The 22,251-nt window shown below is 69.0% G+C and carries 33 protein-coding genes and 1 tRNA gene; 11 read left to right on the forward strand and 23 right to left on the reverse strand.

All coding sequences use genetic code 11. The annotated features are described in order from the left end of the window. Positions 1–11: 11 nt before the first annotated feature. The 8 genes from ACQY8M_RS38885 to ACQY8M_RS38920 all read right to left on the reverse strand — a co-directional run bounded on the left by ACQY8M_RS38885 (position 12) and on the right by ACQY8M_RS38920 (position 6,228). Positions 12–995, reverse strand: a complete 984-nt coding sequence (locus ACQY8M_RS38885) for a hypothetical protein (RefSeq protein ID WP_428668043.1) — start codon at positions 993–995, stop codon at positions 12–14. Then, positions 982–1,263 (reverse strand): hypothetical protein, encoded by a 282-nt coding sequence (locus tag ACQY8M_RS38890; RefSeq protein WP_428668045.1) that lies wholly within the window; start codon positions 1,261–1,263, stop codon positions 982–984. Before ACQY8M_RS38890 ends, ACQY8M_RS38885 begins: the two co-directional genes overlap by 14 nt. Continuing rightward, positions 1,256–1,525, reverse strand: coding sequence for a hypothetical protein (locus ACQY8M_RS38895; protein WP_428668047.1), 270 nt, complete (start codon positions 1,523–1,525; stop codon positions 1,256–1,258). The genes ACQY8M_RS38890 and ACQY8M_RS38895 overlap by 8 nt, the downstream gene beginning before the upstream one ends. Then, the gene (locus ACQY8M_RS38900; RefSeq protein WP_428668049.1) at positions 1,522–3,198 is read right to left on the reverse strand and encodes a portal protein; all 1,677 of its coding nucleotides are present in this window, start codon (positions 3,196–3,198) and stop codon (positions 1,522–1,524) included. Before ACQY8M_RS38900 ends, ACQY8M_RS38895 begins: the two co-directional genes overlap by 4 nt. Before the next feature lie 255 nt (positions 3,199–3,453). Beyond that, a complete protein-coding gene (locus ACQY8M_RS38905; RefSeq protein WP_428668051.1) occupies positions 3,454–3,672 on the reverse strand; it encodes a hypothetical protein in 219 nt (72 codons plus the stop codon). 31 nt (positions 3,673–3,703) lie between these two features. Continuing rightward, positions 3,704–3,913, reverse strand: coding sequence for a hypothetical protein (locus ACQY8M_RS38910; protein WP_428668053.1), 210 nt, complete (start codon positions 3,911–3,913; stop codon positions 3,704–3,706). Positions 3,914–3,933: 20 nt separating this feature from the next. Continuing rightward, positions 3,934–5,472, reverse strand: coding sequence for a hypothetical protein (locus ACQY8M_RS38915; RefSeq protein WP_428668055.1), 1,539 nt, complete (start codon positions 5,470–5,472; stop codon positions 3,934–3,936). 228 nt (positions 5,473–5,700) lie between these two features. After that, a complete protein-coding gene (locus tag ACQY8M_RS38920) occupies positions 5,701–6,228 on the reverse strand; it encodes a hypothetical protein (RefSeq protein WP_428668057.1) in 528 nt (175 codons plus the stop codon). A gap of 705 nt (positions 6,229–6,933) precedes the next feature. On the opposite strand from ACQY8M_RS38920, the gene ACQY8M_RS38925 reads away from it, so the two are divergent. After that, the gene (locus ACQY8M_RS38925; RefSeq protein WP_428668059.1) at positions 6,934–7,158 is read left to right on the forward strand and encodes a hypothetical protein; all 225 of its coding nucleotides are present in this window, start codon (positions 6,934–6,936) and stop codon (positions 7,156–7,158) included. A 140-nt stretch (positions 7,159–7,298) separates the two neighbouring features. Here ACQY8M_RS38925 and ACQY8M_RS38930 read toward each other — a convergent pair whose 3' ends face one another. Genes ACQY8M_RS38930 through ACQY8M_RS38990 form a run of 13 tightly spaced genes read right to left on the reverse strand, consistent with a single transcriptional unit; the run spans position 7,299 to position 16,382 of the window. Next, positions 7,299–8,117 carry a DUF5131 family protein gene (locus ACQY8M_RS38930; RefSeq protein WP_428668061.1) on the reverse strand — a complete coding sequence of 273 codons (819 nt, stop codon included), beginning with the start codon at positions 8,115–8,117 and terminating at the stop codon, positions 7,299–7,301. A 2-nt stretch (positions 8,118–8,119) separates the two neighbouring features. Next, positions 8,120–8,329, reverse strand: coding sequence for a hypothetical protein (locus ACQY8M_RS38935; RefSeq protein ID WP_428668063.1), 210 nt, complete (start codon positions 8,327–8,329; stop codon positions 8,120–8,122). A gap of 9 nt (positions 8,330–8,338) precedes the next feature. Further along, entirely contained in the window at positions 8,339–8,605 is a 267-nt protein-coding gene (locus ACQY8M_RS38940; protein WP_428668065.1) for a hypothetical protein, read from the reverse strand. Next, positions 8,602–10,533 carry a hypothetical protein gene (locus tag ACQY8M_RS38945; protein ID WP_428668067.1) on the reverse strand — a complete coding sequence of 644 codons (1,932 nt, stop codon included), beginning with the start codon at positions 10,531–10,533 and terminating at the stop codon, positions 8,602–8,604. The genes ACQY8M_RS38940 and ACQY8M_RS38945 overlap by 4 nt, the downstream gene beginning before the upstream one ends. Beyond that, positions 10,526–11,461 (reverse strand): DNA adenine methylase, encoded by a 936-nt coding sequence (locus ACQY8M_RS38950; protein ID WP_428668069.1) that lies wholly within the window; start codon positions 11,459–11,461, stop codon positions 10,526–10,528. The genes ACQY8M_RS38945 and ACQY8M_RS38950 overlap by 8 nt, the downstream gene beginning before the upstream one ends. Beyond that, positions 11,461–12,996, reverse strand: coding sequence for a DNA cytosine methyltransferase (locus ACQY8M_RS38955; RefSeq protein WP_428668071.1), 1,536 nt, complete (start codon positions 12,994–12,996; stop codon positions 11,461–11,463). The genes ACQY8M_RS38950 and ACQY8M_RS38955 overlap by 1 nt, the downstream gene beginning before the upstream one ends. Position 12,997: 1 nt before the next feature. After that, positions 12,998–13,627, reverse strand: coding sequence for a hypothetical protein (locus ACQY8M_RS38960; RefSeq protein ID WP_428668073.1), 630 nt, complete (start codon positions 13,625–13,627; stop codon positions 12,998–13,000). Between the two features lie 4 nt (positions 13,628–13,631). After that, complete coding sequence (locus ACQY8M_RS38965; protein ID WP_428668075.1) at positions 13,632–14,141, reverse strand: hypothetical protein; 510 nt, start codon at positions 14,139–14,141, stop codon at positions 13,632–13,634. Next, positions 14,138–15,292 (reverse strand): DUF7146 domain-containing protein, encoded by a 1,155-nt coding sequence (locus ACQY8M_RS38970; protein ID WP_428668077.1) that lies wholly within the window; start codon positions 15,290–15,292, stop codon positions 14,138–14,140. The genes ACQY8M_RS38965 and ACQY8M_RS38970 overlap by 4 nt, the downstream gene beginning before the upstream one ends. After that, on the reverse strand, positions 15,289–15,561 hold the full coding sequence (locus tag ACQY8M_RS38975) for a hypothetical protein (RefSeq protein ID WP_428668079.1): 273 nt from the start codon (positions 15,559–15,561) through the stop codon (positions 15,289–15,291). The genes ACQY8M_RS38970 and ACQY8M_RS38975 overlap by 4 nt, the downstream gene beginning before the upstream one ends. 4 nt (positions 15,562–15,565) lie before the next feature. Then, on the reverse strand, positions 15,566–15,811 hold the full coding sequence (locus ACQY8M_RS38980) for a hypothetical protein (RefSeq protein ID WP_428668081.1): 246 nt from the start codon (positions 15,809–15,811) through the stop codon (positions 15,566–15,568). Positions 15,812–15,822: 11 nt separating this feature from the next. After that, positions 15,823–16,119: a hypothetical protein gene (locus ACQY8M_RS38985; RefSeq protein WP_428668083.1), complete on the reverse strand. Its 297-nt coding sequence runs from the start codon at positions 16,117–16,119 to the stop codon at positions 15,823–15,825. Further along, a complete protein-coding gene (locus ACQY8M_RS38990; protein ID WP_428668085.1) occupies positions 16,116–16,382 on the reverse strand; it encodes a hypothetical protein in 267 nt (88 codons plus the stop codon). The genes ACQY8M_RS38985 and ACQY8M_RS38990 overlap by 4 nt, the downstream gene beginning before the upstream one ends. A 144-nt stretch (positions 16,383–16,526) precedes the next feature. Here ACQY8M_RS38990 and ACQY8M_RS38995 point away from each other — a divergent pair, with 144 nt between their 5' ends. The 10 genes from ACQY8M_RS38995 to ACQY8M_RS39040 all read left to right on the forward strand — a co-directional run bounded on the left by ACQY8M_RS38995 (position 16,527) and on the right by ACQY8M_RS39040 (position 20,812). Next, positions 16,527–16,913, forward strand: coding sequence for a helix-turn-helix domain-containing protein (locus ACQY8M_RS38995; protein ID WP_428668087.1), 387 nt, complete (start codon positions 16,527–16,529; stop codon positions 16,911–16,913). A 123-nt stretch (positions 16,914–17,036) separates the two neighbouring features. Continuing rightward, positions 17,037–17,243 carry a hypothetical protein gene (locus ACQY8M_RS39000; protein ID WP_428668089.1) on the forward strand — a complete coding sequence of 69 codons (207 nt, stop codon included), beginning with the start codon at positions 17,037–17,039 and terminating at the stop codon, positions 17,241–17,243. Then, positions 17,240–17,518 carry a hypothetical protein gene (locus ACQY8M_RS39005; RefSeq protein WP_428668091.1) on the forward strand — a complete coding sequence of 93 codons (279 nt, stop codon included), beginning with the start codon at positions 17,240–17,242 and terminating at the stop codon, positions 17,516–17,518. Before ACQY8M_RS39000 ends, ACQY8M_RS39005 begins: the two co-directional genes overlap by 4 nt. A 12-nt stretch (positions 17,519–17,530) precedes the next feature. Further along, on the forward strand, positions 17,531–17,812 hold the full coding sequence (locus tag ACQY8M_RS39010) for a hypothetical protein (protein WP_428668093.1): 282 nt from the start codon (positions 17,531–17,533) through the stop codon (positions 17,810–17,812). Between the two features lie 20 nt (positions 17,813–17,832). Continuing rightward, positions 17,833–18,036: a hypothetical protein gene (locus tag ACQY8M_RS39015; protein ID WP_428668095.1), complete on the forward strand. Its 204-nt coding sequence runs from the start codon at positions 17,833–17,835 to the stop codon at positions 18,034–18,036. A gap of 97 nt (positions 18,037–18,133) precedes the next feature. Then, positions 18,134–18,469, forward strand: a complete 336-nt coding sequence (locus ACQY8M_RS39020; RefSeq protein WP_428668097.1) for a hypothetical protein — start codon at positions 18,134–18,136, stop codon at positions 18,467–18,469. 208 nt (positions 18,470–18,677) lie between these two features. Beyond that, positions 18,678–18,881: a DUF7706 family protein gene (locus tag ACQY8M_RS39025; RefSeq protein WP_428668099.1), complete on the forward strand. Its 204-nt coding sequence runs from the start codon at positions 18,678–18,680 to the stop codon at positions 18,879–18,881. A gap of 10 nt (positions 18,882–18,891) precedes the next feature. Beyond that, on the forward strand, positions 18,892–20,211 hold the full coding sequence (locus ACQY8M_RS39030) for a hypothetical protein (RefSeq protein ID WP_428668101.1): 1,320 nt from the start codon (positions 18,892–18,894) through the stop codon (positions 20,209–20,211). Beyond that, the gene (locus tag ACQY8M_RS39035; RefSeq protein WP_428668103.1) at positions 20,208–20,498 is read left to right on the forward strand and encodes a hypothetical protein; all 291 of its coding nucleotides are present in this window, start codon (positions 20,208–20,210) and stop codon (positions 20,496–20,498) included. The genes ACQY8M_RS39030 and ACQY8M_RS39035 overlap by 4 nt, the downstream gene beginning before the upstream one ends. Positions 20,499–20,548: 50 nt before the next feature. After that, positions 20,549–20,812: a hypothetical protein gene (locus ACQY8M_RS39040; protein WP_428668105.1), complete on the forward strand. Its 264-nt coding sequence runs from the start codon at positions 20,549–20,551 to the stop codon at positions 20,810–20,812. An 82-nt stretch (positions 20,813–20,894) separates the two neighbouring features. Here ACQY8M_RS39040 and ACQY8M_RS39045 read toward each other — a convergent pair. Then, positions 20,895–20,970, reverse strand: a tRNA-Lys gene (locus tag ACQY8M_RS39045). Between the two features lie 98 nt (positions 20,971–21,068). Further along, entirely contained in the window at positions 21,069–22,211 is a 1,143-nt protein-coding gene (gene rodA, locus ACQY8M_RS39050; protein ID WP_428668107.1) for a rod shape-determining protein RodA, read from the reverse strand. Positions 22,212–22,251: the final 40 nt, after the last annotated feature.

Here is a 22,251-nt window from a genome sequence, read left to right on the forward strand (position 1 = left end):
CGGGGCGGGGGTTATTTCGGCGGCTCGGTCGACTTGGCCGTGAGCTTCATCACGCGATCCTGCCAGTGCTTGTGCTGCGGGCTGGACCGGTCGTTGTAGGGATGCTTGGGATCGGTGAAATCCTTGGCATAGAGCTTGTCGAGCTCGGCCTTGGCCGCGGCGGGCGAGGTGAAGGCGCCGAAGCCGCTGCCGCCGCCCCCGCTGCCGCCGGTGAAGCCCGTCTCGCTGATCGCTTCGCCCATCGCGGCGAACAGCTTGACCATGCGCGGGTTGTCGCCGACGAACGTGCCGTCGGCGAGCTTCATGGTGGTGAACTCCGCGACCGGGATGCCCGATGCCGTCAGCACCATGGCCAGCGCCTTGTTGGCGTTGGCGGACTTGGCGTCGAAATCGTTGCCCCATTCCTTGCGCAGGTCGGCCTCGGCCTTGGCATAGCCTTCGGTCGCGGCCTTGATGCCGGCCATGGCCAGGCCGGTCTGGAACTCGGCGATGCCGGCGACCTGCTCCTGGGTCAGGCCGAGCTTGTGGGCGATCGGCGCGAACTCACTCTGCAGCGCCTTGTCGGCCTCGGTGTAGGGACGATCCTTGACCTCGGGGAAGCTGTAGCCCGCGGCGTCCTTCGGCCGGCCGAGCCGGTCCCAGATCGCGCCCAGCGCGGCGTCGCGCTCCTCGGGCTTGGCGTCCTTCGCCGGCAGCACCAGCTTGTCGGCGCCGACCATCTTCTCGGCGTTCACGCCCCACTTGATGATGTCGTTCAGATCCTTGGCGGTCTTGACCTGATGCACCTCGGCATATTCCGGCGCGATGGCGGCCCGCCAGGCCGCAACAGATCCGGTCTCGCCGCCGCCAGCACCAGCACCAGTCCCAGCCCCACCGCCAGTCCCCGCTGCGGTGCCGTTGCCGCTATCAGCAGCACCATTCCCAGCGCCAGCACCGCCGCCCGCGCCAGCCCCTTCGCCATCGGGCGCATACAGAAACCTCCTACGCAGCAGCACGGACATCCTCCTTCAGGAACGGCGCGACCAGCGCCTTCAGCTCCTTGACCAGCGGCGCGATATCGCTGCGCGCGACGTTGGTGTGCAGCTCGCCGGCGATCGCCGACACGATGCAGGCGACGCGCTCGATCACGGCGAGGCGCGCATCGGCGGGGGCGAGCTCGTCGAGCTTCGCAGCAAGGCCGGCGATCAGCTCGCGCAGGTCGACGATCTGCGACTGCAGCGCGGCGAGCGCCAGCGGATCGACCTCGGGCTCGCCGTCACTCATGCGCCACTCCATCGCTCTCGGCCGTCGCCTGGCGCGCCGGCGCCGCGGCCGCGGGCGGCTTCAGCTCGAGTGTCCAGCCGAGTTCCGCCAGCAGCTGCCGCGCGAAGTCGCGCGCCGCGCGCTGGCGCACCAGCTCGATACCGTCGATGCGGTCGACCTTGTCGGCGATGCCGGGTTCGAAGTCCGTCAGCCCGCCCATGCTGGCGATGCGCTCGGCCAGCGGGCGGTGGCTGAAGTGGCCGTAGGTATCGCGCAGGGTCACGCTGCAGCCTCCGCCGGCGCGTTGCCGTTCTGGTTCGCCGCCGCGCCGGTCAGCGCCTGCACCATCGGCGCGGCGTTCTTCAGCGAGGTGGTGAAGTCCTTCGCGTTCTCGAGCTGGGCGCGCTCCTCGGCGATCTGCTGGCGCTGGACGCGCATGCGGTCGCGCACCTCGACCGGCTTGATCTGCCGCGCCGGCATGCCGACGCCTTCGGCGATCGCGCGAACGTTGTCGTCGAGGTCGAAGTTGTCCCACAGCGCGGTGTCGCCGGTCGCCGTCACGATCGGGCCGATCGAGTCGAACGCCTGGGCGATGGCGCGCGCGGTGCCCATGCGCATCGCCTGCGCCGCCTCGCTGTCGAAGTTGGGCTGCAGCGGCTGGTCGCGCAGCTCGGGCGGCGTCGGATCGAGCACGCCCGGCATGCGGGCGAGGATGTTGAAGGTGCGCTCGACCAGCGGGCCGAAGCGCTCCTGCTGCTGGCGGCCGAGGATCGGCGCCAGGCCGCGCTTCTGCTCGCCCTCGATCGAGAGGAACTGCGTGGCGGTGAACTTCGGATCGCGCACGATCTCGATCAGTTGCTTGAGGAAGCTGCGGCGCACCAGCTCGCGGCGGTCCTGGATCAGCTCCATGCCGATGTCGACGCGGGTGTTCGGGTTGAGCGCGCGCGGCGCCGCGCCGTTGGCGAGATACTCGGCGCGCACCGAGACGATGGCGCGGGCCTTGAGCGAGATCGCCCCGGTGATGCCGTCGTCGGGCGCCAGGATGGTCGGGTCGATGGTGCGCTCGCCCGCGAGCAGCGTGACGCGGTTCATGCGCTGCAGCACCTCGACGTCGCCCAGGCCCTTGTGGCCGCAGCCGCGGGCGTAGATCTCGCCGGCGCGGCGGCGCCAGCGCGAGCAGACATACTCGAGCTCGTGGCTGCCGCCGTCTTCGATGATCGCCGGGAAGTCGAGGCAGATGTAGATCGAGCGGAAGGCCATGTTGGACCGGTCGCGCTTCGACGCATCGCGCTCGCGCCGCGGCGCGTTCACGTGCAGGAACTTGACCGGGTTATAGGCCTGGCCCTTGGCGTCGGCCATCTTCAGCACCTCTTCGGGTAGCTGACGGGCCCAGCCCGGTCGCTCGACAGCGGCGATCGCCGTCAGCTCGAACTCGCGATGCACCTCATCGATCATGCCGTCGCTGTTCTCGTCCCACCAGATATTGGCCATCGGGCAGGCGCGATAGAGCGGCAGCTTGCCCGAGCGCTCCTCGACATGCAGGCACGAGTTGCCGAGCATGATGAGCTGCGTGTTGTCCTCGTCCATCGCGAGGTTGAACAGGGTCGAGGGGTGGCGGAAGTTGCGGAACAGGCGCGAGGTCTGCTCGTACAGCCAGGCGCCGCCGTAGGTGTCGCGCGCCCACTGCTGATCGAACACGCCGAGCTCCATCCAGCGCGTCGCCGGATTGGTCGTCATGGCGTGGAACGCCGCCGTCGCCGTCTCGGCCGCATCCTCGCCGGTGTTGTCGTAGATCTCGCCGCGCGTCGCCTGCCCCGCCGTGCCGATGCCGAACGGCGAGGTGCCGTCGGGATACAGGATCTCGGTGATGTGATGCCACGACGCCTCGTGCCCGACGCGCTTCGATTTCATCGCGTCGTGGTCACCGAGAAGGCGGTCGAGCTGTTTATCGGGCATGGGAACCATGCCCGATAAAGCAGCGGCGGGCGGCAGCGCCTTCTGAGGCGCGAGAGCCCGCATCGTGCCCCTTGCGCACCTCGCCCGGCCCGGGGCGAATTCCCCGGGCCGGTAGTTGCTCGCGGGGGTTATGCCAAGGGGAGGCGACCGGCACGTACACGCCGGCCGCCTCCCTGCGATCGCCGACTTCTCCGGCGACCGTCACGAACGGGGGCGCGAAGCCCCCTCTCAGAATCGATGTTAAGATTTGCGCCCTCATCCGAGCGCCCCGAAGTCGCCGAGCAGCCGCGATCCCACGCGGCGGGTCGGATCGGTCTGCGCCCCGCCGGCCAGCAGGGTCGAGCCGCGCCCTTCCAGCCCGGCCTCGATCACGCGCTCGCGCCGAGCGGCCTCCTCGACCGACGGGTCGGTCTGCGCCGGCGGCGCCGAGGGCTGCTGCCAGATGAACGCGGGAGGAGAGGGTGCCGACTGCATGTCGACCGGTAAACTGTCCCATGTCCGTGTTTCACCGCAAGAGGGTCAGGCCGGGCGAAATTGCCCGGGCGGCACTCTCCCGCTCGAAGCGCGCGACGAGCTCCTCGAGCCGGTTCTTCGGCCGGCCGCTCAGGCGCTCGAGGAATTTCCACGGCACGCCCATGCTGCGATAGACGATCACCTGCGGCGCCAGGTCGGCGGCGCGGTCGATCACGATCTCGAGGCGGTGGATGGTCGACATGGTGTCCCCCGTGAAGGCGTTCAGTCGGTCTCGGCTTCGGTCTGGCGCGGGCCGTTGGGCTTGGCGCCGGCGGCGCGGCCCTCGAACTCGCCATAGGCTTCATCGTCGAGGGCGAGGTATTCCGCCGCCTCGCAGACATGGCTGTGATGGTTCTTCGCCGGCGTGTCCGAATCGCGCGAGCCGAGACCGGCGCGGATTCGCGGGAAGTGGAAAAGGCCGCCGAGCCCGGCGCGCAGTACCGGGCAGCCGTCGGGATCGACCACGATGCCGGGATAGCCCTCGATCATTGTCGTCATCGGCTTGCGCAGCGCCTCGCGCCGCGGCGCGATCTTGTTGGTGCGCGCCGGCCGGATGCGCAGGCCGGTGCGCGCCTCCATGCCCATGATCCAATTGGCCTGGCCCGCCTTGGCGTCGGCGCCCCATTGGGCCGACGGGTCGACGGTGCAGATGATGGTTTTCCTGTCGAGCACCCACGGCGCGTAGATCGGCTTGCCGAGCTCCTGGTTGACCGCCGCGGCGAACCGCTCGACGCCGGTACCGTGCTCGACCGTGATCTCGGCCTTGAAGCGCAGCTGGCGCGCCATGCCGCGCTGGCCGATCGCGGCCGCGGGGTTGACCGTCTGGGTGCCGCCGTCGAAGCCGATGCGCAGCGGCAGGCGAGGATCGAGCACCACCGGCTTGGAGTGCGTGAGGTCGGCGAATTCGGGATAGACCGGCTTGCCGGCGTTCGGCAGCACATGCTCGTTGTCGACCTGGCGCCGCACGGTACGCTCGTCCGACTTGGCGACCATGATCTCGTAATAGCCCTCGCTGAGATTGTGCAGGTTCTCCGCGTTGGGCGAGCGCGCGCCGGGCTGCTCGAACAGCTCGAGGCCGGGCCGCCAGGCGCCACTCATCTTGAGCAGGTAGGGCCACGAGCCGATCAGGAACTGGTTGCTGATCACGAACAGCGTCGGATGCCGCGCGCCGATCCCGTCGACGGCACGCGCGGGATAGCGGCCCAGCCGCGTGATCGATTTGTTGTAGACGGCCTCCGGCAGGCTATCGCCCTCCTCGAGCCAGATGTCGGTGGTGGGCAGGCCGCGGAAGAATGTTTCGATCGCTTCGTCGCTGCGATGGTCGCCCAGGGCGCGCAGCTTCAGCATGTAGTCCACGTTGCCGATCGGGTCGGGGAAGCGCAGGTTCAGCGTCACGTCGAGCGGGCCGCCCTTGGGGCCGGTGTACTCGATCCCCGGCTTGCCGTCGGGCCACCACTCCTGGAAGAACGGCACGAACTGCGACCAGGCGTTCACGTAGGTGTCGCGCAGCACGATCAGCTGGTAGCGCCTGATCCCGTCCTGCCAGCGCGGCTGGCGGGCGGCGTTCAGCATCGTGGCGCCCATCCCGCCGGTGCTCTTGCCGCCGCCGACCGGGCCGGTCAGGATCCGCACGTCGCGCGAGGTCGGCAGCGCGCGCGGCCGGACCATCGAGTCCATGAAGGCGTCGATCGTCGGGCCGGGCGAGATCCACTCCCGCTGCTCGTACAGCACGCCGTTCAGCATCGCGCCGACGCCGCTCATCGCCGAACCCCCGTCCCCCGGGCCGACCCTTGGAATTTTTTTCGCGTGGCCCGGGCTCCGCTACCGGGTGCCGGTGCCCGGCAATACACCCCCGCACCGAGCCGGCGGGGCGCGAAATGGGGGGGCCGGGTGGCTTGGGGCCCCCCTTGGGCGATCGAGGGCGGGGGCGGTGGCCAGCTGATCACGAATGAGCGGGGCGCGGGCACATAAGCCCGCTGAAACAAGGGCTTAGCCATCCGCGTCCAACTCCTCCGCGTCCAACTCTAGCGCTGGCGCGTCGCCAACCTGTTGATTTTGCTCGATACCCAGCAGGCCGGCCAAGGTCGCGCCTGCGGCCTGCACCTGGCCGGGCGAGGGCGTGCCGTTGGTGAACATCGCCACGCCGATGCGGGTCACCGCCGGCGGTGCCGTCATCGGCTGCGGCGCCTGGGTGTGCTGGTACGGCGCCACGTAGCGCCTGGCCTGCAGCTGCAGGCTCTTCGCGAACTGCACCCACTCCGAGATCTGCGCCGACGTCGGCTCGACCTCGCGCCCGAACACCTGGCAGGCCGCGATGTACGCCTGGGCGAGCTCGGCCACGATCGCCACGATCGGCCGCGTCGCGTCCTGCGCCAGCCCCTCGATCGCGCTGCCGTAGCGCGCCACCAGGTACTCGCGGAACGCCTGCGGCACCAGGTTCCTCGCCCCCGGCGGCCGGCCCGGCCCGCGCTCCACCGCGTCATCCGGCAGCCCCGCCACGCCCACGAACCGCTGCACGCCCAACCCCGCGAGCTCGAGCTGCTGCCCGCCCTGCGCCCACGCCAGCGCCTCCAACGCCGCCGCCCTGTCGAACGCCTCCCGATGCGTCCCGGCTTGCGCGGTTTTTCCCCTATTTCCGGCATTCTTTGCCATCGCCTAGACCACGCGACCAGACACGCCAGACAGTCGCGGGACACAGCAAAGACACCTAAGCCATTGATATATATATCTATTAAGTATGTGTCTGGTCTGTCTGGCCATGTCGCTCCGTCCTTACGCGCATGCGCACGCACGCGCGCATGTCACGCGACGGCCATTTGCGACCAGACACGCCAGACAGACGGATTTATCCTTATGAAACAATGGCTTGAGTGTCTTCCCCCTGTCCCGGGGGTGTCTGGTCTGTCTTTCCGACCAGTGCGCTCGAGCGGCGAGGATGCTGCCGCAAGCGCGAAGCTCTGTCTAGGAAGGAATGGGAACGGGTTGGGGTCGAGCGCGACCCCGACTGCGCACAACTTAACGTTGAATTCAAATCTTGCCTTGGGATCAGGGAGAGGGAGCGGAAGCGGCGCGCGCAGCGATCGCCAGCGCCACGTCGTCGCCCAAGGCGACGACGTGACAACATCCGTGCGGTCACCGCGCCGGAGTTATTCTCATGAGACGCGCGGCCGAGCCGCGCGTGCCGTTACCAAGCGCGCGAGCGAACTATATGATGGCCCAGCGATGCTCACCCGCCTCAGCCAGAGCTTCTCGAAGAATCCCCTCGCATGGATACTGTTCGTGCTGTTCCTGATTGCCGAGGGCGGCAACTGGCAACGAGGCGTGGAGCTTAGCCGGCTGTGTGAATTGACCGGCCTGGACGATGACCTCGTCGCCAACCTGACCGCGAACCAACGTGAGATCCGCCGCATATGCGTCGGCCGCCGTCCCGAGGAGCGGGCGGACTAAGATGGCCGACAGCTGCGAAGCCAGACGCCCTCGTAAGTTGAATGAACTAACCGCCGACCAGGTCGCCGCGCGCGGCGATCGCCTGCGCGCGAAGTGCCTCGACTGCGATCGTAGCCGCAGCGGTAGTCGGCCGATCGACCCTAGGCGACTGGAACTTCTCGATACAGGCGCCCCTCGAGCATGGCGCCGGCCGCCTTCTTGCCGACTCTGCGCATCTGCACGACCGGGTCGCCCGGCAGCTCATCTACCCAGACGGGCACGTGCTCGCCCCATTGCTTGAAGAAGAACGGCACACCGCCGGAAGCGCAGGCATCGCGCGCCGCGCGGAACCAATCGGGCTGCGCCGGCCGGGCATGCGGTCCGCTTTCGCCGCCCGCGATCAGCCAGCCGATTGCGCCCCGCTCGATCCACGGCCGCCAGTTCACCGCCCCGAGCGCCGGCTCGTAGGACACGAACGTGCGCCACCCGTCATCGGCCAGCTGCGCCAGCCGAGACAGCCGGATGCGGGCCAGCGTCTCATTCTCGACCGTCATGCCGATGCGAAGCCGGCGGCGCATATCGATCCGTTTGTTGAACGAGTGTTCCAGCAGGTAGCGACGGGCGAGCGCGTGGCGCTTGGTCAACAGCAGGATGTCGAGGTTCGTCGTCTCGCCCAAGGCCTCGAACAGCTCGCGACGCCAATCCTCAGGCACCTCGGGATCTGCCCAATCGGCGAGCGACGCACAGAACACGCTGCGACGGACTCCCGCCCGTCGCGCCGCCTTGTCCCAGGCTTGGAGCTTTTGCCAGTTCGAGCGGGCCGTGCGCTTGCGTGGCTTGCCCACCCCCCATTCGGCCCAGCCGCGAAAGGTCGCCAGCTTCTCGGCGTAGCAATGGTCGCAGGCGGGCGAGACCTTGGTGCAGCCAATCCACGGATTGAACGTGTGGTCGCACCACTCGATCGCGGTGTTCTCACCCATGGCTACTCCTTCGGCCCGTGCTCGATGATCCAGGCGGCGTTAGCGCGCGCGGCGGCGACGCCCGGCCCGCCCACGATGCCGTGAACCATCAGGTCGCAGATCCGCGCGCCGTCGGCGCTCTTGATGCGGATGAAGGCCGGACCGGGTTCGCCGCCCAGCAGGCTGCCGATCTCGATCGCCACCCAGGGGCCGGGGGTTGGCTTGTCTGCCATTGCCTTCTCCTAATGCGCCAGATGAATGCTCGCGAGCGCTTGCGCCGTGCAGCGCTCCCAAAGGTCAGTCACGGCCTTGTAGGCCTCGACCTTCTCCGGCGTGTCCGGCGGGCCGGGCAGGCGGTCAGCAGCGGAGGCCTTGGCGTGCGCTGCGTTGTAGGCACGCCACGTCGCCCGATCGACACGGCGCCAATGCGCCCGGCAGATGAACTCCTCCTGGTCAGGATCACCGCGACCGGTCTTGGGGCAGAAAGGGACGATGCATCGAAGCGTCATGTGAACAACCCCTCGCTCCCGCCCTCCGGTGGCAGCACCAGGTCGATCGGGATCATCGCGCACTGCGTCTTGTGGCGGGCGATGCGCTGTTGCGTCGACCACGCGCCGGGGATGCGCAGCAGCGTCTGCGTGTAGACGCCGCGGCCCCATTTGGTGTCCTTCAGCAGCTTGTTCAGCTCGGTGTGGTTGCTCGCGATCGCCACCGCCCAGATCTTCGCCGGCGGCGGTGCCTTTTCGTCGGCGTCGTCCGGCCTGGGCGGCGTCACCAGCATGTACTTCATTCCCAGGCTTTCCAGCCCCGACGCCGCGCGCTCGTGCGTCATCTCGGGATCCTTCGACGTCGGGTCCTCGCCGCTCACGCTGCGGCTTGCCGTGATCGACAGCAGGGTCGACAGCGGCCAGCGCTGGCCCTTGGCGAACGGATCGACCGTCGTCGTCAGCAGCGTCTGCAGCAGCCGCGCGTGATCGCTGCCCGCCTGCTCGACCAGCGCATCGAGCCACGGCTTCAGCTCGTCGGCCCACACGTCGAACGTGTCGGCCGGCGCCTCCTCGGCCGAGGGCTCGGCCGACAGCAGGTGGTCGGCCATCGCCAGCAGCGTGCCCCACGTGTCGGCGATGCGCGCCTCGAAGCCCTTCGTCCGCAGCGCCTGGCGGTGCCGCTCCAGCCGATCGGGCCAGTAACGCCAGCGCTCGACCAGCAGCGCGCGTAAGAGTGCGCCGGTCTCGAGCATGTCGGCCGCCGCGATCTTCGGCTCTTTGCGATCGCCCAGCGCCCGCAGGTCGAGGATGCCGATGCGCATCGCCAGCTCGGGCTCGAGCCGCGGCACCAGGATCGACGAGAACAGGAACGCCGCACGCGCCACGAACTCCTTGTGCGTGCCGTCGGGCGTGCCGCGCACGATGCGCGCGCCCGAGGCGCTGATCTTGGCCAGCTTGATCGTGGCCTCGATCCGCGCCCGCAGCTCGGGATCGGGCTCGAGCTCGTCGAAGATGACCGGCGTGCTGCGGCTCTGCAGCGCCTGGTACAGGCCGGGCCCGGTCGCGTCGGCGGTCTGCACCACCGACGGCGTGCCGCCCAGCACCGGGTTCAGCACGGCATCGTGCAGCGTCGACTTGCCGGTGCCCTGCCCGCCCGTTGCCCACACCGCCGGCCGCCACTTGAGCGCGCCGCCGATCAGGGCGCAGCCGATCCAGCCGAGCTGCAGCCGCGCGTCGAGCTCGCCGCGCTTCCAGTGCCAGCTTTGCAGCAGCGTGTAGAAGCGGTCGATCGCCGCGCGCGCATCGCGCCGCAGCAGCGCCGGCCGGACCTGCGGCACCCCCTGCGGATAGACATGGTCGCCCACCGTGCCGATCGGCTCCATGGTGTGGCGGCCATCTGCATCGACCACGAGCACCACGTCGCCCAGGTGCCAGATCAGCCGGCCGTGCGCATCGGTCCAGGCACCGACGCCCCGGATCTTGTTGTCCGAATCGAACACGCCCTTGAGCGCGCAGGCCGCCATCAGCGAGCGCGCCGCGCGATCCTTGTCGAGCCCCAGCGCCGTGCCCTTGGCATTGGTGCGGGGCCAGGCGCTGTCGAGATAGAGCTGGAACTTGCCGAACAGCGCCGACAGCCCCTGCCCGCCGAAATCGCGGTGATGGACCTTCACGTATTGCCGGTTGGCGTCGATGAACAGGAACTCCTTGCCGTCGATGCCGAGCGGGATCACCGGGCAGCCGCGCGGCACGCGGAAGTAGCTGTTCTCGCCATCGTCATCGCCGCCGCCGTCATCGTCGGGCGGATCGGGCGGCGGCGGCTCCTGCGGCGGATCGGCTTCCTTCGCCCGCCGCCGGCGCGGCCGTGGCTCCGCCTTGTTCAACGATTCCGACAACTGCGCCGCCAGCTCGTCGAGCTTCGGCCTCTCGGGGGGCTTGCTGCCGTCAGGCATGGGCCCTCGCGAGCAGCGGGCCACCGTCGAGGCCTTCGTGTGCCGCGTGGTTGAGCCACAGGACCTCGGTGCGCTCGCGCGCGCCGTCGGCAAAGGCGCGCTTGGTCACGCGCCGCCAGCCCTTCAGCGCCTGGTCATACAGATCCGACGGATAGCCCGAGAGCACCACCATGCCCGACAAGCCGCGCACGACGTCCAGCAGCCGCCTATGATCTTCGACTGTCAGCTCGTGCCGGTACATGCGGTACTTGAGATCGTAGCGGTTCGACGGCGAGCGCGTCTCCGGCAGATAGGGCGGGTCGACGTAGTGCAGCGTCGCCGGCGTGTCGTGCTGCGCCATCACCTCGAAGGCATCGCGATGCTCGATCACCACGCCCTGCAGGCGCTCGACCAGCGCACCGACCGCGTTCGGATAGTTCGCCCAGTCCTGCGCCGGCGTGGTGCCGCTGCGGTTGCTGTTGGCGCGAAAGCCGGTCGACCGGAACCCGGTTCGTGGATCGTTGTGGTTGACACCGCGCACGATCGACCGGAAGCCGGAACGCGACGCCGGCGCCGAAGCGTGCGCGTTGGAGCCGAAGCCCATGAACGCCCGTATCACCATGCGCCTGGCGTTCTCGACGGCATCGTCGGCCAGCTGATCGCTTTCCTCGAACTCGAGGCGGGCAAACGGCGTCAGGCGCAGCAGCTCGATCAGGCGTGCGGCCTGGTCGCGATCGCGCAGCACCTTGAACAGGTTGACGATCCAGTCGTCGAGATCGTTGTAGATCTCGGCATAGGCGCGCGGCTTACGCAGCAGCACCGAGCCCCCCCCTCCAAACGGCTCGATGTAGATCCGATGCGGCGCGAAGTGGCCGATGATCCACGGCGCGAGGCGATACTTGCCACCGTACCAGCGCACCGCAGGCCGCGTGATTTCGAGACCGTCCATCAGCGCACCAGGTCGCTGCACAGCGCCGCGACGTGCGCCTGCCAGCCTTCGGACGGCACGCCGTTGCCGATCTGCTTCGTCACCTGCGTCTTGTTGCCGGCGAACTGGTATTCGCCCCACTTCGGCGACGAGAACGACATGGCGCGCGCCAGCTCGGGCGGCTGCAGCATCCGGTACAGCAGGTCGTCGTCCTCGGCCGCCTGTGCCAATGGCTTGTAGCCCGACGCCAGCACCGCCGGCATCGGCTCCTCGAGGCTGTGGACGCGCGGCAACTGGCCGTCGCGCTCGCCCATGCTCGACGTGATGAAGGCGAGCTCGCCGCGGTTCGCGGTCGTGATCGTCGGAAAGGGGCGCTCGAGCGAGTGCACGCGATCGAAGCCGCCGCCGTGCATCACCGGCACGATCAATCCGAATCGCGCCAGCGTCGTTATGGCCGGCAAGGGCCGGTCGATCGACTGCGCCGTCGTGCCCGAGCCGCTGCCGTAATAGGGCGCGATCAGCGCATGCGCGCCGCCGCACGGGATCGTCGGCATGGGCTGGTCGACCGGGCGGCCCTCGCTGCCTTCGCCCTGGGCTAGGATGAACGGCGCAACCAGCGCATGATGCGTGCCACCCGCCGCGATCGTGCGCAGCGGCTCGTCGCACGACACGCCGTGCGCGTTGTTTCGCGCAACGTCGATGAAGGCCAGCGAGCCTTGCGAGGTCGCCCGCCGCCGCGCCGGGATCTCGATGCCGCGCATTAGCATGTAGTGCTCGAGCCGGCGGACATAGCGTTCCGGCCAGTCGAACTTCGTCACGCCGGCATGGATGCGCAGGATCGTCTTGGCCGACAGCGGACGGTCGCGGGCGTAGATGCTGGCGCCGCGAATGGTCCAGTCGATGCAGACCCGCGCCGGCACCCAGCGGTGCAACTCGCCCGTCGGCCGACGGGCATGCGTCGCTTCCGGCCAGGTGATCCTGGACCGAAGGCGGCGGTGGCGCGCCATGCCGACGAAGCGCTCGCGCGTCGTCGGGTCGCCGAAGTTGGCGAAGTTGATCTTGCGGAATTCCAGCGCCATGCCGCAGGCATCGAGCGCGCCCAGCCACGCGCGGAAGTATTCGCCCTTGCGGCTCTTGATCGGCCGGCCCGTCCGTGGGTCGACTGGCCCCCAATCGACGAACTCCCACACGTTCTCGATCATCACCCGGTCGACGCGCAGCTCGGTGAGCCACTGAAGCACCTGCCACGGGTCGGCACGCTGCTGGTCGCTGGTCGGCCGGCCGCCACGCGCCCGGCTATGGTGCGTGCAGGTCGGCGACGCCATCAACAGGTCGAGATGGCCGGACGGCACATGCTCCGTCGGGCGCGCGTGCTCGATCGGCAGGCAGATGTGGCGCGCGTTCGGATGGTTGCGGCGATGGGTTTCCAGCGCCAGCTCCCAATGGTTGAGGCAATAGAGCTCGACGTCGAACCCCTGCGGTTCCAGCGCGCGCACGGCGCCGGTCGAGGAGCCGCCAGCACCGCACAGGAGGTCGGCGACACGAACCTTGCGCATGTCAGCCCTTCTCCGGCGTGAACCACTTGATGACGGGATCGCCCCGGAAGCCGCGCTCGAAGACGTACCAGGCGTAGGCGATGATGCCGCCCTTGCCGGTCGACTTGGCGCCGGGCGGCAGGATGTCGACCCGGCCGGCCGAGACCAGCACACGCGCCAGCCCGCGCCGCTGCATCAGCGCCGACGCCGCCTTGCCTTCGAGATTGAGCACGCGGCCGAGCAGCACCACCTTCTCGGCGCCGAGATCGAGCGCGTGGTTGGCGAACTGCTGCCACAGCTTGAACGGCGGGTTGGTGACAATATTGGGCGCCATCAGCTTCTGCTCGAGCAGGAAGTCGACGCCACCGGCGTAGCCGCCTCGGGCCACGAGATCGGTCGCAAATGTTATGTTGCCTTCCGCCAGGATGCGCGACATAGCGCCATCACCGCAGGCACACTCCCACACCGGCCCGTCGAACTGTTCGAGTTTCACCAGTGCGCGCGTGAGCGACGCCGGAGTCGGATAGAAGTCGTCCTTCTCGCGATCGAGGCCGCCGACCAGCTTGCGCACGTTCTTCCGCCCGCGCGTCGGTTGCGGCATGCCGCGCAGGCTGCGGCCGATGTTGTAGGGTTCGTCGACCGGGAGGGTCATGCCGCTACTTCCGCGTGCCCGACTGCGCCGCGTATCTCGGCGGCTTCGGATCGGCACCGACGATGCGCTCGACGACGTTGACCTTGATGACGGGCGGCGGCGCGATCGTCGGGTCGAGCCGCGGCGCCGGCGCGATCGCCTGGGCGTGAACCGGCAGCGTGATCTCCAGCGCGCCGGCCGAGGCCACGTGCGGCACCACCACCCGCTCGACCTCGCGCGCCGGCAACTGCGGCACGCGATGCCCGAGGTTGACGTAGTAGACCTCGTCGCCCTTGTTGAACTTGCGCAGCTGCAGCAGCCCCGCGTTGTCGCTGACGAGGCGCAGCTTCCCGGTGTGGTCGCCCCCCCCGATGTACAGCTTGAGCTTGTCGCCGAGCTTCCAGCCGCACTCCTCGACGACGCTCGCCGGCACCATCACCTTGAAGCCCTGTCGCTTGGTCACGCTGTAGCGCACCAGGCGCTTGGCATTGACGGCATCGCCGCCCAGCATCGGTGTCACTTCCTGCCAGCTCATGCCGCCACTCCCCTCAATGCCGCGTTGGCATCCTTGAAACCCTTCGGCGGGCGCGCGATCGAGACCTCGCGGTCCTGCTCCTCGAGCCGCGTCAGCGCGCGCTCGATCAGCGGCGGCGTCTGCTTGTTGTCGCCGTCGTCGTCGGCGAACCACACCACCTTGCGCGCCCACTCGGGCAGCTTGATCTGCATGAAGTTCGGCACCGACAGCGCCGCCGCATAGCGCCGGTCGGGCTGCACCAGCGCGAGGCTCAGCGCATCCTCGACGCCCTCGCAGACGATGACCTCGCCGTGGCGCACCGTGCCGGCGCGCGGGTCGCGCCACGGCCAGCCCTCGCGCACCTCGCCGGTGCCCTCGTCGGTGCGGCTGCCGCGCCACACCGCGCAGAAGCCGCCCTCGATCGCGCACCAGGCGAGCTTGCCGTCGAGCCCGTCGCGGCCCTCGCGCAGCACGTCCCAGCGCGCGCCCGCCTTCACCAGATAGTAGCGATGCACCGTCGCGATCTTGCCGTCGCCGAACTGGCACAGCGCCAGCATCGCCGGCCAGCCGCGCTCGCGCGCGTCGTAGGGATGCTTCAGCGCGGGATGGTAGCGCAGCGCGGACAGCCCCCAGCCGAGATCGAGCAGGGTCGCGAAGCCCGGGATGCGGCCGGCGAGATACTGGCCGGCCGGGTTGTCGAGCGACAGCGGCTTGCACGCCAGCCACAGCGCCTTGGCATTCTTGCGCGCCCGCGCCGTCGCCTCGAGCTTGGCCCGGTAGCTCTCGGCCGCGGCCTTGCGCGCCGCCGCCTCCTCCTCCGGCGTGCGCCGGAACTCGACGGCGCCCGGCGCCAGGCCGAGCCAGCGCAGCGCCCACTGCTGCGCCTCGTGCTTGTCGAGCCGCTGCGTGGCGATGATCAGGTCGAGCATGTCGCCGTGCGTCAGCCCGTCGAGATCGCCGCCGTAATGCACCCACTTGCCCTTCTTCGACCCCGACACGAACACCGTCAGGCTGTCGCCCGGCCCGCCCTGGCTGCGCTTCGCCGCGCGATAGAGATCGCCGCGCGACGTGCCGCCCGGCAGCAGCGCGCGCGCCAGCCGCAGCGCCTCGTCGCGCAGCCGCCCGGCCAGCCGCTCGACGGCGTCGCGCGAGAGAGGGCGGGCGTCGCTCACGGGCGAACCGCTACGGCCATCGCGAGCAGCAGGATCAGGGTGAGCGGCAACAGCCACAGCCAGGCCGGCACCCGGCCGGCGCGGCGCAGCCGCGCGCACCGCACGCAGCCCGTCGGCGCAGGCTCGACGGCCGGAACCGGCGCCCGCTCGACGACGCCGCGGCGCTGGTCGACGGTGACCCGTTCGCGCTGGCCGTTGTAGTCGGTGAGGTCGAAGACGATCATCGCGCTTTCCCGAAAAGACCCGGCGCCCTTCCGAAGAAGGGACACCGGGCTAGGCTTCGCTGTCTGGCGTGCTGTCCGGCCCGCGAGCCGGTTGCACCCGCGGGGCCGCCGCGTCGGGTTGGGGCGCCAGGACGGGCGCCCGGTTCACAGGATCCTTCTCGAGCCGGCACAGCTTGATGCGCACGCTGCGCACGCTGCGGTTGGTCGCCTGGGCGAAGCGGCGGCACACGCCGGCGCGCTGCATCGTGGCGTTGAGCAGCAGCAAGGCTTCCTCGCGCGGCGTCCACAGCTTCATGTCGCGGGCCATCAGTCGCGGTCCTGCCAGTAGTAGCGCGGCGGCTGCGGCGGCTCGGCCTCGAGGTCGATCTCCGCGACGGCCGGCGCCGGCGCCGCGAGCTTGCGCCACCGGCCCTGCACCCTCTGCCAGCGCTCGCCGGTCTCGCGGTTCTCGGCCTGCAGGTTGAACGCCGGCAGCCGGGTGTCGGCATGTTCCTGCAGGTTGGCGATGCTCGACCAGCCGTACACGATCTCGCGCCCCAGCGTGCCGCGCGGCACGCTCAACAGCATCCACAGCCGCCACGGCTCGGAGGCGGGCGCGGTCATGCCACTCTCCGCCGCCGTGCGAGGCGCAACTGACGCGCAGCATGCTGGTACCAGCTCGCGGGCGCGACGGCGCCGCCGGTCTCCTGCTCGATCGCGACGACGGCGAACGGGCTCGGGATCGAGAATTCGTCGTGATCCATGGGCCGCGTCCAGCGATACACGTTCTGCTGACTCACCGGTCGATTGAGACGCTTCGACAGGCGTGCCGCGAATTCGCTCGGCGGGAGCGCGTTGGTCTCGAGATATTGGGCCAGCGTCAACATCTGCCGGTCTTGTTGGTGAAGGGGCACAATCTGTAGCGGATTGCACTTATTCACGTCAAGCGTGAATATGGCTCCAGTTTGTCCGCGTACCTTTCACTGGATGGGCTCTCGCCCACGTTCACGCACGGCGTGATGGTCCGTCCCATGCGTGGACGCACCCCAGCCGAGCCCATCAAAAATTTTCCCAATCGCCTGCGAGAATGGCGAGAGGCGCGCGGGCTGTCCCTCAAGCAGCTCGCCGAGTTGACCAACCAAAAGCATCAGAGCGTTCAGCGCCACGAGATCGGCGAGAACCAGATGACAATGGTGCAGATGGAGCTCTATGCCAGAAAGTTGAAGATTAAGCCGGAAGAGCTATTCAACCACAGCCAGCGGATCGACCCGCAGCTGCGAGAATTGGCCGAAGTCTTCGACCGTTTGCCGGGAACCGAACGGCAACGTTTGTTGCGCCTGGCGCATGCTTTCGCTGATCCACCGGCTCCGTTCGCCGCTGAACCTCCCGCACCGCAGCGCGCCACAAGACGCCGCTGAACAAACACCCTACGAAACTCGATTAACGTACAGCGTGAAAAGTGTTCGCCGTTTGACTGTACGTTCACGTATGGCGTGAATATCGCTTGACGGCGGTTTGCACTTGTGGCGTGAATATGCGCCATGACCACCGCTGAAATCCGCCCTGACACTTTCGTCCCGGTCGAGCTGATCCGCTGGGCCCGCGACGGCAAGGTCCAGGTGAAGTACCGCCGCAAGATCGGCCGCTACGCCGTGTGGGGGATGTACTTCGCCGTGCCGGTGATGAAGCTGATCCATGCCGAGGGGCGGCCGGCGCTCGCGAAGAAGCTGGCCGAGCTGCCGCGATGAGCGCCGGGCTCTCCGCCGGCGCGATCGGCACGCTGCTCGGCGTCTCGGCCGACACGGTGCGGCGCCACCATGGCGAGTGGACGCGCACCCGGGGATTTCCGCGACCGCTGTTCGACGACGGCATGCTGCGCTGGGACGGCGAGGCCGTCGTGGCGTGGAAGCAGCGCGCCTCGCGGCCGGCCGACGAGCCCGCCGGGATAGAAACCGATTGGGCCGCGATCGCGCGGCGCCGCGGCGCCGCGCTCGACGCCGGCGCCGATCCTGACCTTTCCTGAGGGAGGCTGTTGATGGTTGACGGACCGATCGCGAAGGCCATGGAAAACAGACGGACACAGCGGCTGATCGCGCAGCTCAACAAGTGCCTGCCGCCCGGCACGGCGCTGTTCGTCATCGCCGTGAGCGCGGCCGGCGGCCTGCGAGAGGAGCGCGAGGTCTCGATCTGCACCAACAGCCACGACCTGCCGATCCGCGAGGCGGCGATCTGGGCACTGGCCGAAGACTCCGAGTTGGCCGAAGACTCCGAGTTGGCCGAAGGCGCCGAGCCGGCCCAGCCGGCGGCGCTGCACTGATGCGCGCGCCCCGCCGGAAGGTGGTCCACAGCGAGACCCTGCGCGAGCGGCTGCGGGTCCACCTGGCGCTGCTCTGCGCCAACCTCGGCTGCGACGCGATCGAGGCGCGGGTGCTGTTCTCGGCCGGCTCGTCGAGCATCGTCGAGCACGCCGCGGCCGGCGCCGCCGACGGCGACGTCGCCCGCCTCAAGCGCTGGCCGCGCCCGCCCGAGCTGCCGCGATGAGGACGGTCATCCCCTTCCTCACCTGGCTGACCGTCGGCGCCGCCCTGACGTGGCTGGCCACCGAGGCGCTGGCCGCCTTCCTGATGAGGGCGCCGACATGACCGCCGGCTACGTGCCGCACTGCGCGGTCCGCGCCAAGGAGCGCTACGGCCTCGACCTCACCTGGGACGACGTCAACGCCATCGCCAACCGCTGCGCCGACGGCGAGGGCCGCACCGGCGGCAAGCCGGACGGCACCCAGTTCCACATGATCATCTTCGCCGACCATGTGCTGTGGGTGGTCTACAAGCCGGGCACGGTGGCGCGCAACCGGCGCGGCATGGTGGTCACCATCATGCCGCCGACCGTCGCCCTGTCTGCCGTCAAGAACGGCTGCCGCCACAAGGCGCGCCGCACCGGCGACTACGAGCTCCGCCGCCGGAGGTGGTCATGACCCGCCTGGGCCACCAGCTCCTGGCCTTCACCTGGCTGTGGGGCTCGCTCGCCCTGTGGGCCCTGATCGGCGGCGCGGTCCTCCTCGCCCGCGACCTGTTCTGAACACCCCGTCAGGCGCGCTTCCGTGATGCCACGCGCCTGACAGCCCGGCCGGCTGCTGCCCCCACGATTGGCCGGCCGGGCACCCTCTTTCCCCGGAGATGCCGATGTCGATCACGTTCGCCGTCACGCTCGAGGAGCACCAGGCCCAGGCGCTGGCCCAGCTCGCCAAGCGCTTCGGCCTGCATCACGCCAAGGCGCTGTCGAGCGAGTTCACGCGCTACGGCGCGGAGGCCGAGCACGACGTGATGATCGACGCCGTCATCGCCCTCGGGCGCGCCCTGGCGGACAACGGCTTCCGGCCCCGCTAGGCTTGCCCCCATGCGCGTGACCATTCCCTACCTGGTCGAGAAGACGAACCGCGACGGCACCAAGCGCTACTACTGGCAGCCGTCGGCGAAGCTCGCCAAGGCGGGCTGGCCGACCGTGGCGCTGCCGCCCGATCCTCGGCTCGCCGCCGAGCAGGCACAAAGGGAGAACGCAAAGCTGCGGGACTGGTACCAGCAGGGCCGGCCGAGGCTCCGCACGTCGGCCGGCGACGTCGAGCCCGACGGCGCGGTGGTCCGCGGCTCGGTGCGCGAGCTGGTCAATCTCTACCGCCGCCCGCCGGCCGGCGTGCTGGCCGATCCCGAGGCCGATCGCGAGCGCCGGCGCGACGGCATCGTCTACGGCTACGACTACGCCACCCTCAAGGCCAAGACCAAGACGAGCTACGATTCCTGCCTCGACTACATCGCCGCCTGGCTCGGCCCGCTGCCGGTGCGCAAGGTCGACGAGTCGATCGTGCTCGAGCGGCTCAAGGCGATCGCCGCCCAGGTGCACGAGAAAGGCCCCAACAAGGGCCGGCGCAAGATCGCCACGGCCAACCTGATCGGCCGGGTCGGCCGCATGCTGTGGCACGCCAGCCGCACGCTGGTGCCGCCCAGCCACCCCTGCTACGTGCCCAAGGCGAGCAACCCGTGGGCCGGCCTGCGTGCCCGGGAGCGGCGCCAGGTGCCGGTGCTGTGGACGAAGGAAGCCCGCGACCTGGTGATCGACGCCGCCCGCAAGCTCGACTGGATCTCGATCGCCACGGCGATCCGCATCGAATGGTGGATCGGCCAGCGCGAGGCTGACATCCTCGCCCTGCCGCAGAACCTCGACCCGGCCGCGCTGCTGCAGGTCACCCAGGGCAAGACCGCCGGCGAGGTCCGCCTGCCGGTCGGCATGGTGCCCGAGATCGCCGAGGCGATCGCCGAGCTGCGCGCCGACCAGAAGGCGCGAGGCTTGGCCGGCATCAAGCTGCTGATCGACGAGCGCAACGGCCTGCTGTGGGACGAGCATCGCTTCCGCAAGGCGTTCCAGGTGATCCGGGCGTGCGCCGTCGAGGAGGCCCTGTGGGCCATACGCACCCGCCAGCCCGGCTGGGAAGGCCGCACAGAGGCGTGGGTCGATCGCCACCTGGCCGGCCTCACCTTCATGCGCCTGCGCCACACGGTGGTGACGATGCTCTACAGGGCCGGCGCCACCATCCCCGAGGTTGCCGCCATCACCGGCCACACCATCGGCAGCGTCTCGGGCATCATCGAGAAGTACGGGCTGAGGGATGAGGAAACGGCGGGCAACGCCATCCAGAAGCGGCTGGACCGGGAGGGAGCATGACGGATTGGATAATCTCGTATCGGCACTGGAGCTACGACCGGATCGGCCAGCAGGGCAAAGACGAACCCGGCTTCCATGGCGAGGCCATGGAGATCACCGACGTTCATCCCGCGCGCTGGCTGTGGGCGGCAGCGTTGCGATATAGCCAGAGGGCTCGCAGTGCGATGCAGCCCGGCGAGAGCTTCCGACGGGTAACCAAGGTTGTAGCCATCCTGAGTGCCGTCGAGATTCCGGACGGCACCTTTAATCGTCAGGAACGGAACGAGCTCGAAGACCTGATCTCTTGATCGGTCTGCGCTGCTCCGGCAGCCTTCGCCCACAACTAGGGGGAGGCACCATGCGCAAAGCGCTCGCGCTATCGTTCATCCTGCTGCTCTCAGCCTGCGAAACACCCAACGACCAGGCCAGGACATGGATTGGTCAGCCGGCCAGCCAGCTCATGGCCGCACGCGGCGCGCCCGACCTCGAAAGCCGCGCGGCCGGCGGCCGGGTGATGACGTGGAACCGGCGCATGGGCACCCTGATCTGCCGCTACAACTTCACCGCCGATGCCCGCGACATCATCGTCGCCGCGAACAGCGATTGCCCCCTGATTCCGTGAACGAGTTGGACGCCAAATCCCCGCGTCCAACTCTGTTCTTCCGGTGTTCTTGGGGATAGATCGTCTAACCCCTTGAAAGCAATGGTGGGCGCAGTAGGGCTCGAACCTACGACCCGCTGATTAAGAGTCAGCTGCTCTACCAACTGAGCTATGCGCCCCCCGACTGGCCGGGGGCATTGCCCGGAAGAGGCGCGGGTTTAGCAAGGCGATCCCGGCTTGTCGATAGGCCAACATCGCGGAATTTTGCCGCCCCGATTCAGCGCGCCAGCGGCAACTGGGCGTCGCGGTAGACGTTCACGCCGATCAGCAGGCCGCAGGCGAACATCACGGAAACCATCGCGGTGCCGCCGTTGCTCACCAGCGGCAGCGGCACGCCGACCACGGGCAGCAGGCCCATCACCATCGAGGTGTTGATGAAGACGTAGAGGAACATCAGCGATGTGACGCCGAGCGCGACCAGCCGGCCGAAATGGTGCTGGCTGCGCAACGCGATCGAGAAGCCCCACATCAGCACGAGCAGGAACAGCCCGAGCAGGACGCAGGCGCCGATCATGCCCCATTCCTCGACAAAGGTCGTGAAGATGAAGTCGGTCTGCTTCTCCGGCAGGAAGTTCAGCGCCGACTGGGTGCCCTTGCCGAAGCCCTTGCCGAACAGGCCGCCCGAGCCGATCGCGATCTTGGACTGGGTGATGTGGTAGCCCGCGCCCAGCGGATCGCGGTCGGGATCGAGGAATGTCATCACCCGCTTGCGCTGGTACTCGTGCATGAACGACCAGGCGAACGGCAGGAAACCGACGGCCGCGACGATGGCGCCGAGAAACATCCAGATGCGCACGCCGGCCACGAAGAGGAGCGCCGCGCCGCCCATCAGCACCATCATCGCCGTGCCGAGGTCGGGCTGGATCATCACCAGCCCGACCGGGGCCATGATGATGAACAGCGGCGGCAACGTGTAGACGATGCGCCCCGCCTGCTCGCGGCTCAGCCCGTGATAGTAGCGCGCCAGCACCAGGATCACCGCCACCTTGGCGATCTCCGAGGGCTGGATCTGGATCGGCCCGAGCACCAGCCAGCGCTGCGCGCCCATCCCGATCTTGCCTGCGATATCGACGGCGACCAGCATCAGCATGGAGACGGCGTAGATCGGCCAGGCGAGCGCCAGCCAGACCTTGGGATGGATCAGGGCCACGACCAGAGCCAGGCCCAGCGACACGCCAAAGCGCATCGCATGGCGCGCGGCCCATGGCTCGAAGCGGCCGCCGGCGGCGGAATAGAGCGCCACGACACCGACGCCGGCGATCGCCGACAGCACCAGTACCAAACCCCAGTTGATGCGCCAGATCTTCTCGCCGAAGCCGACCGGTACGGGAGCACCAAGTCCGAGGGACACCAGGCTCACGGCGATCCCAGGCCGAGGACGCCTACTGCGGAGACGTCGC

The organism is Reyranella sp. (assembly GCF_965279465.1).
Taxonomy (GTDB): Bacteria; Pseudomonadota; Alphaproteobacteria; order Reyranellales; family Reyranellaceae; genus Reyranella.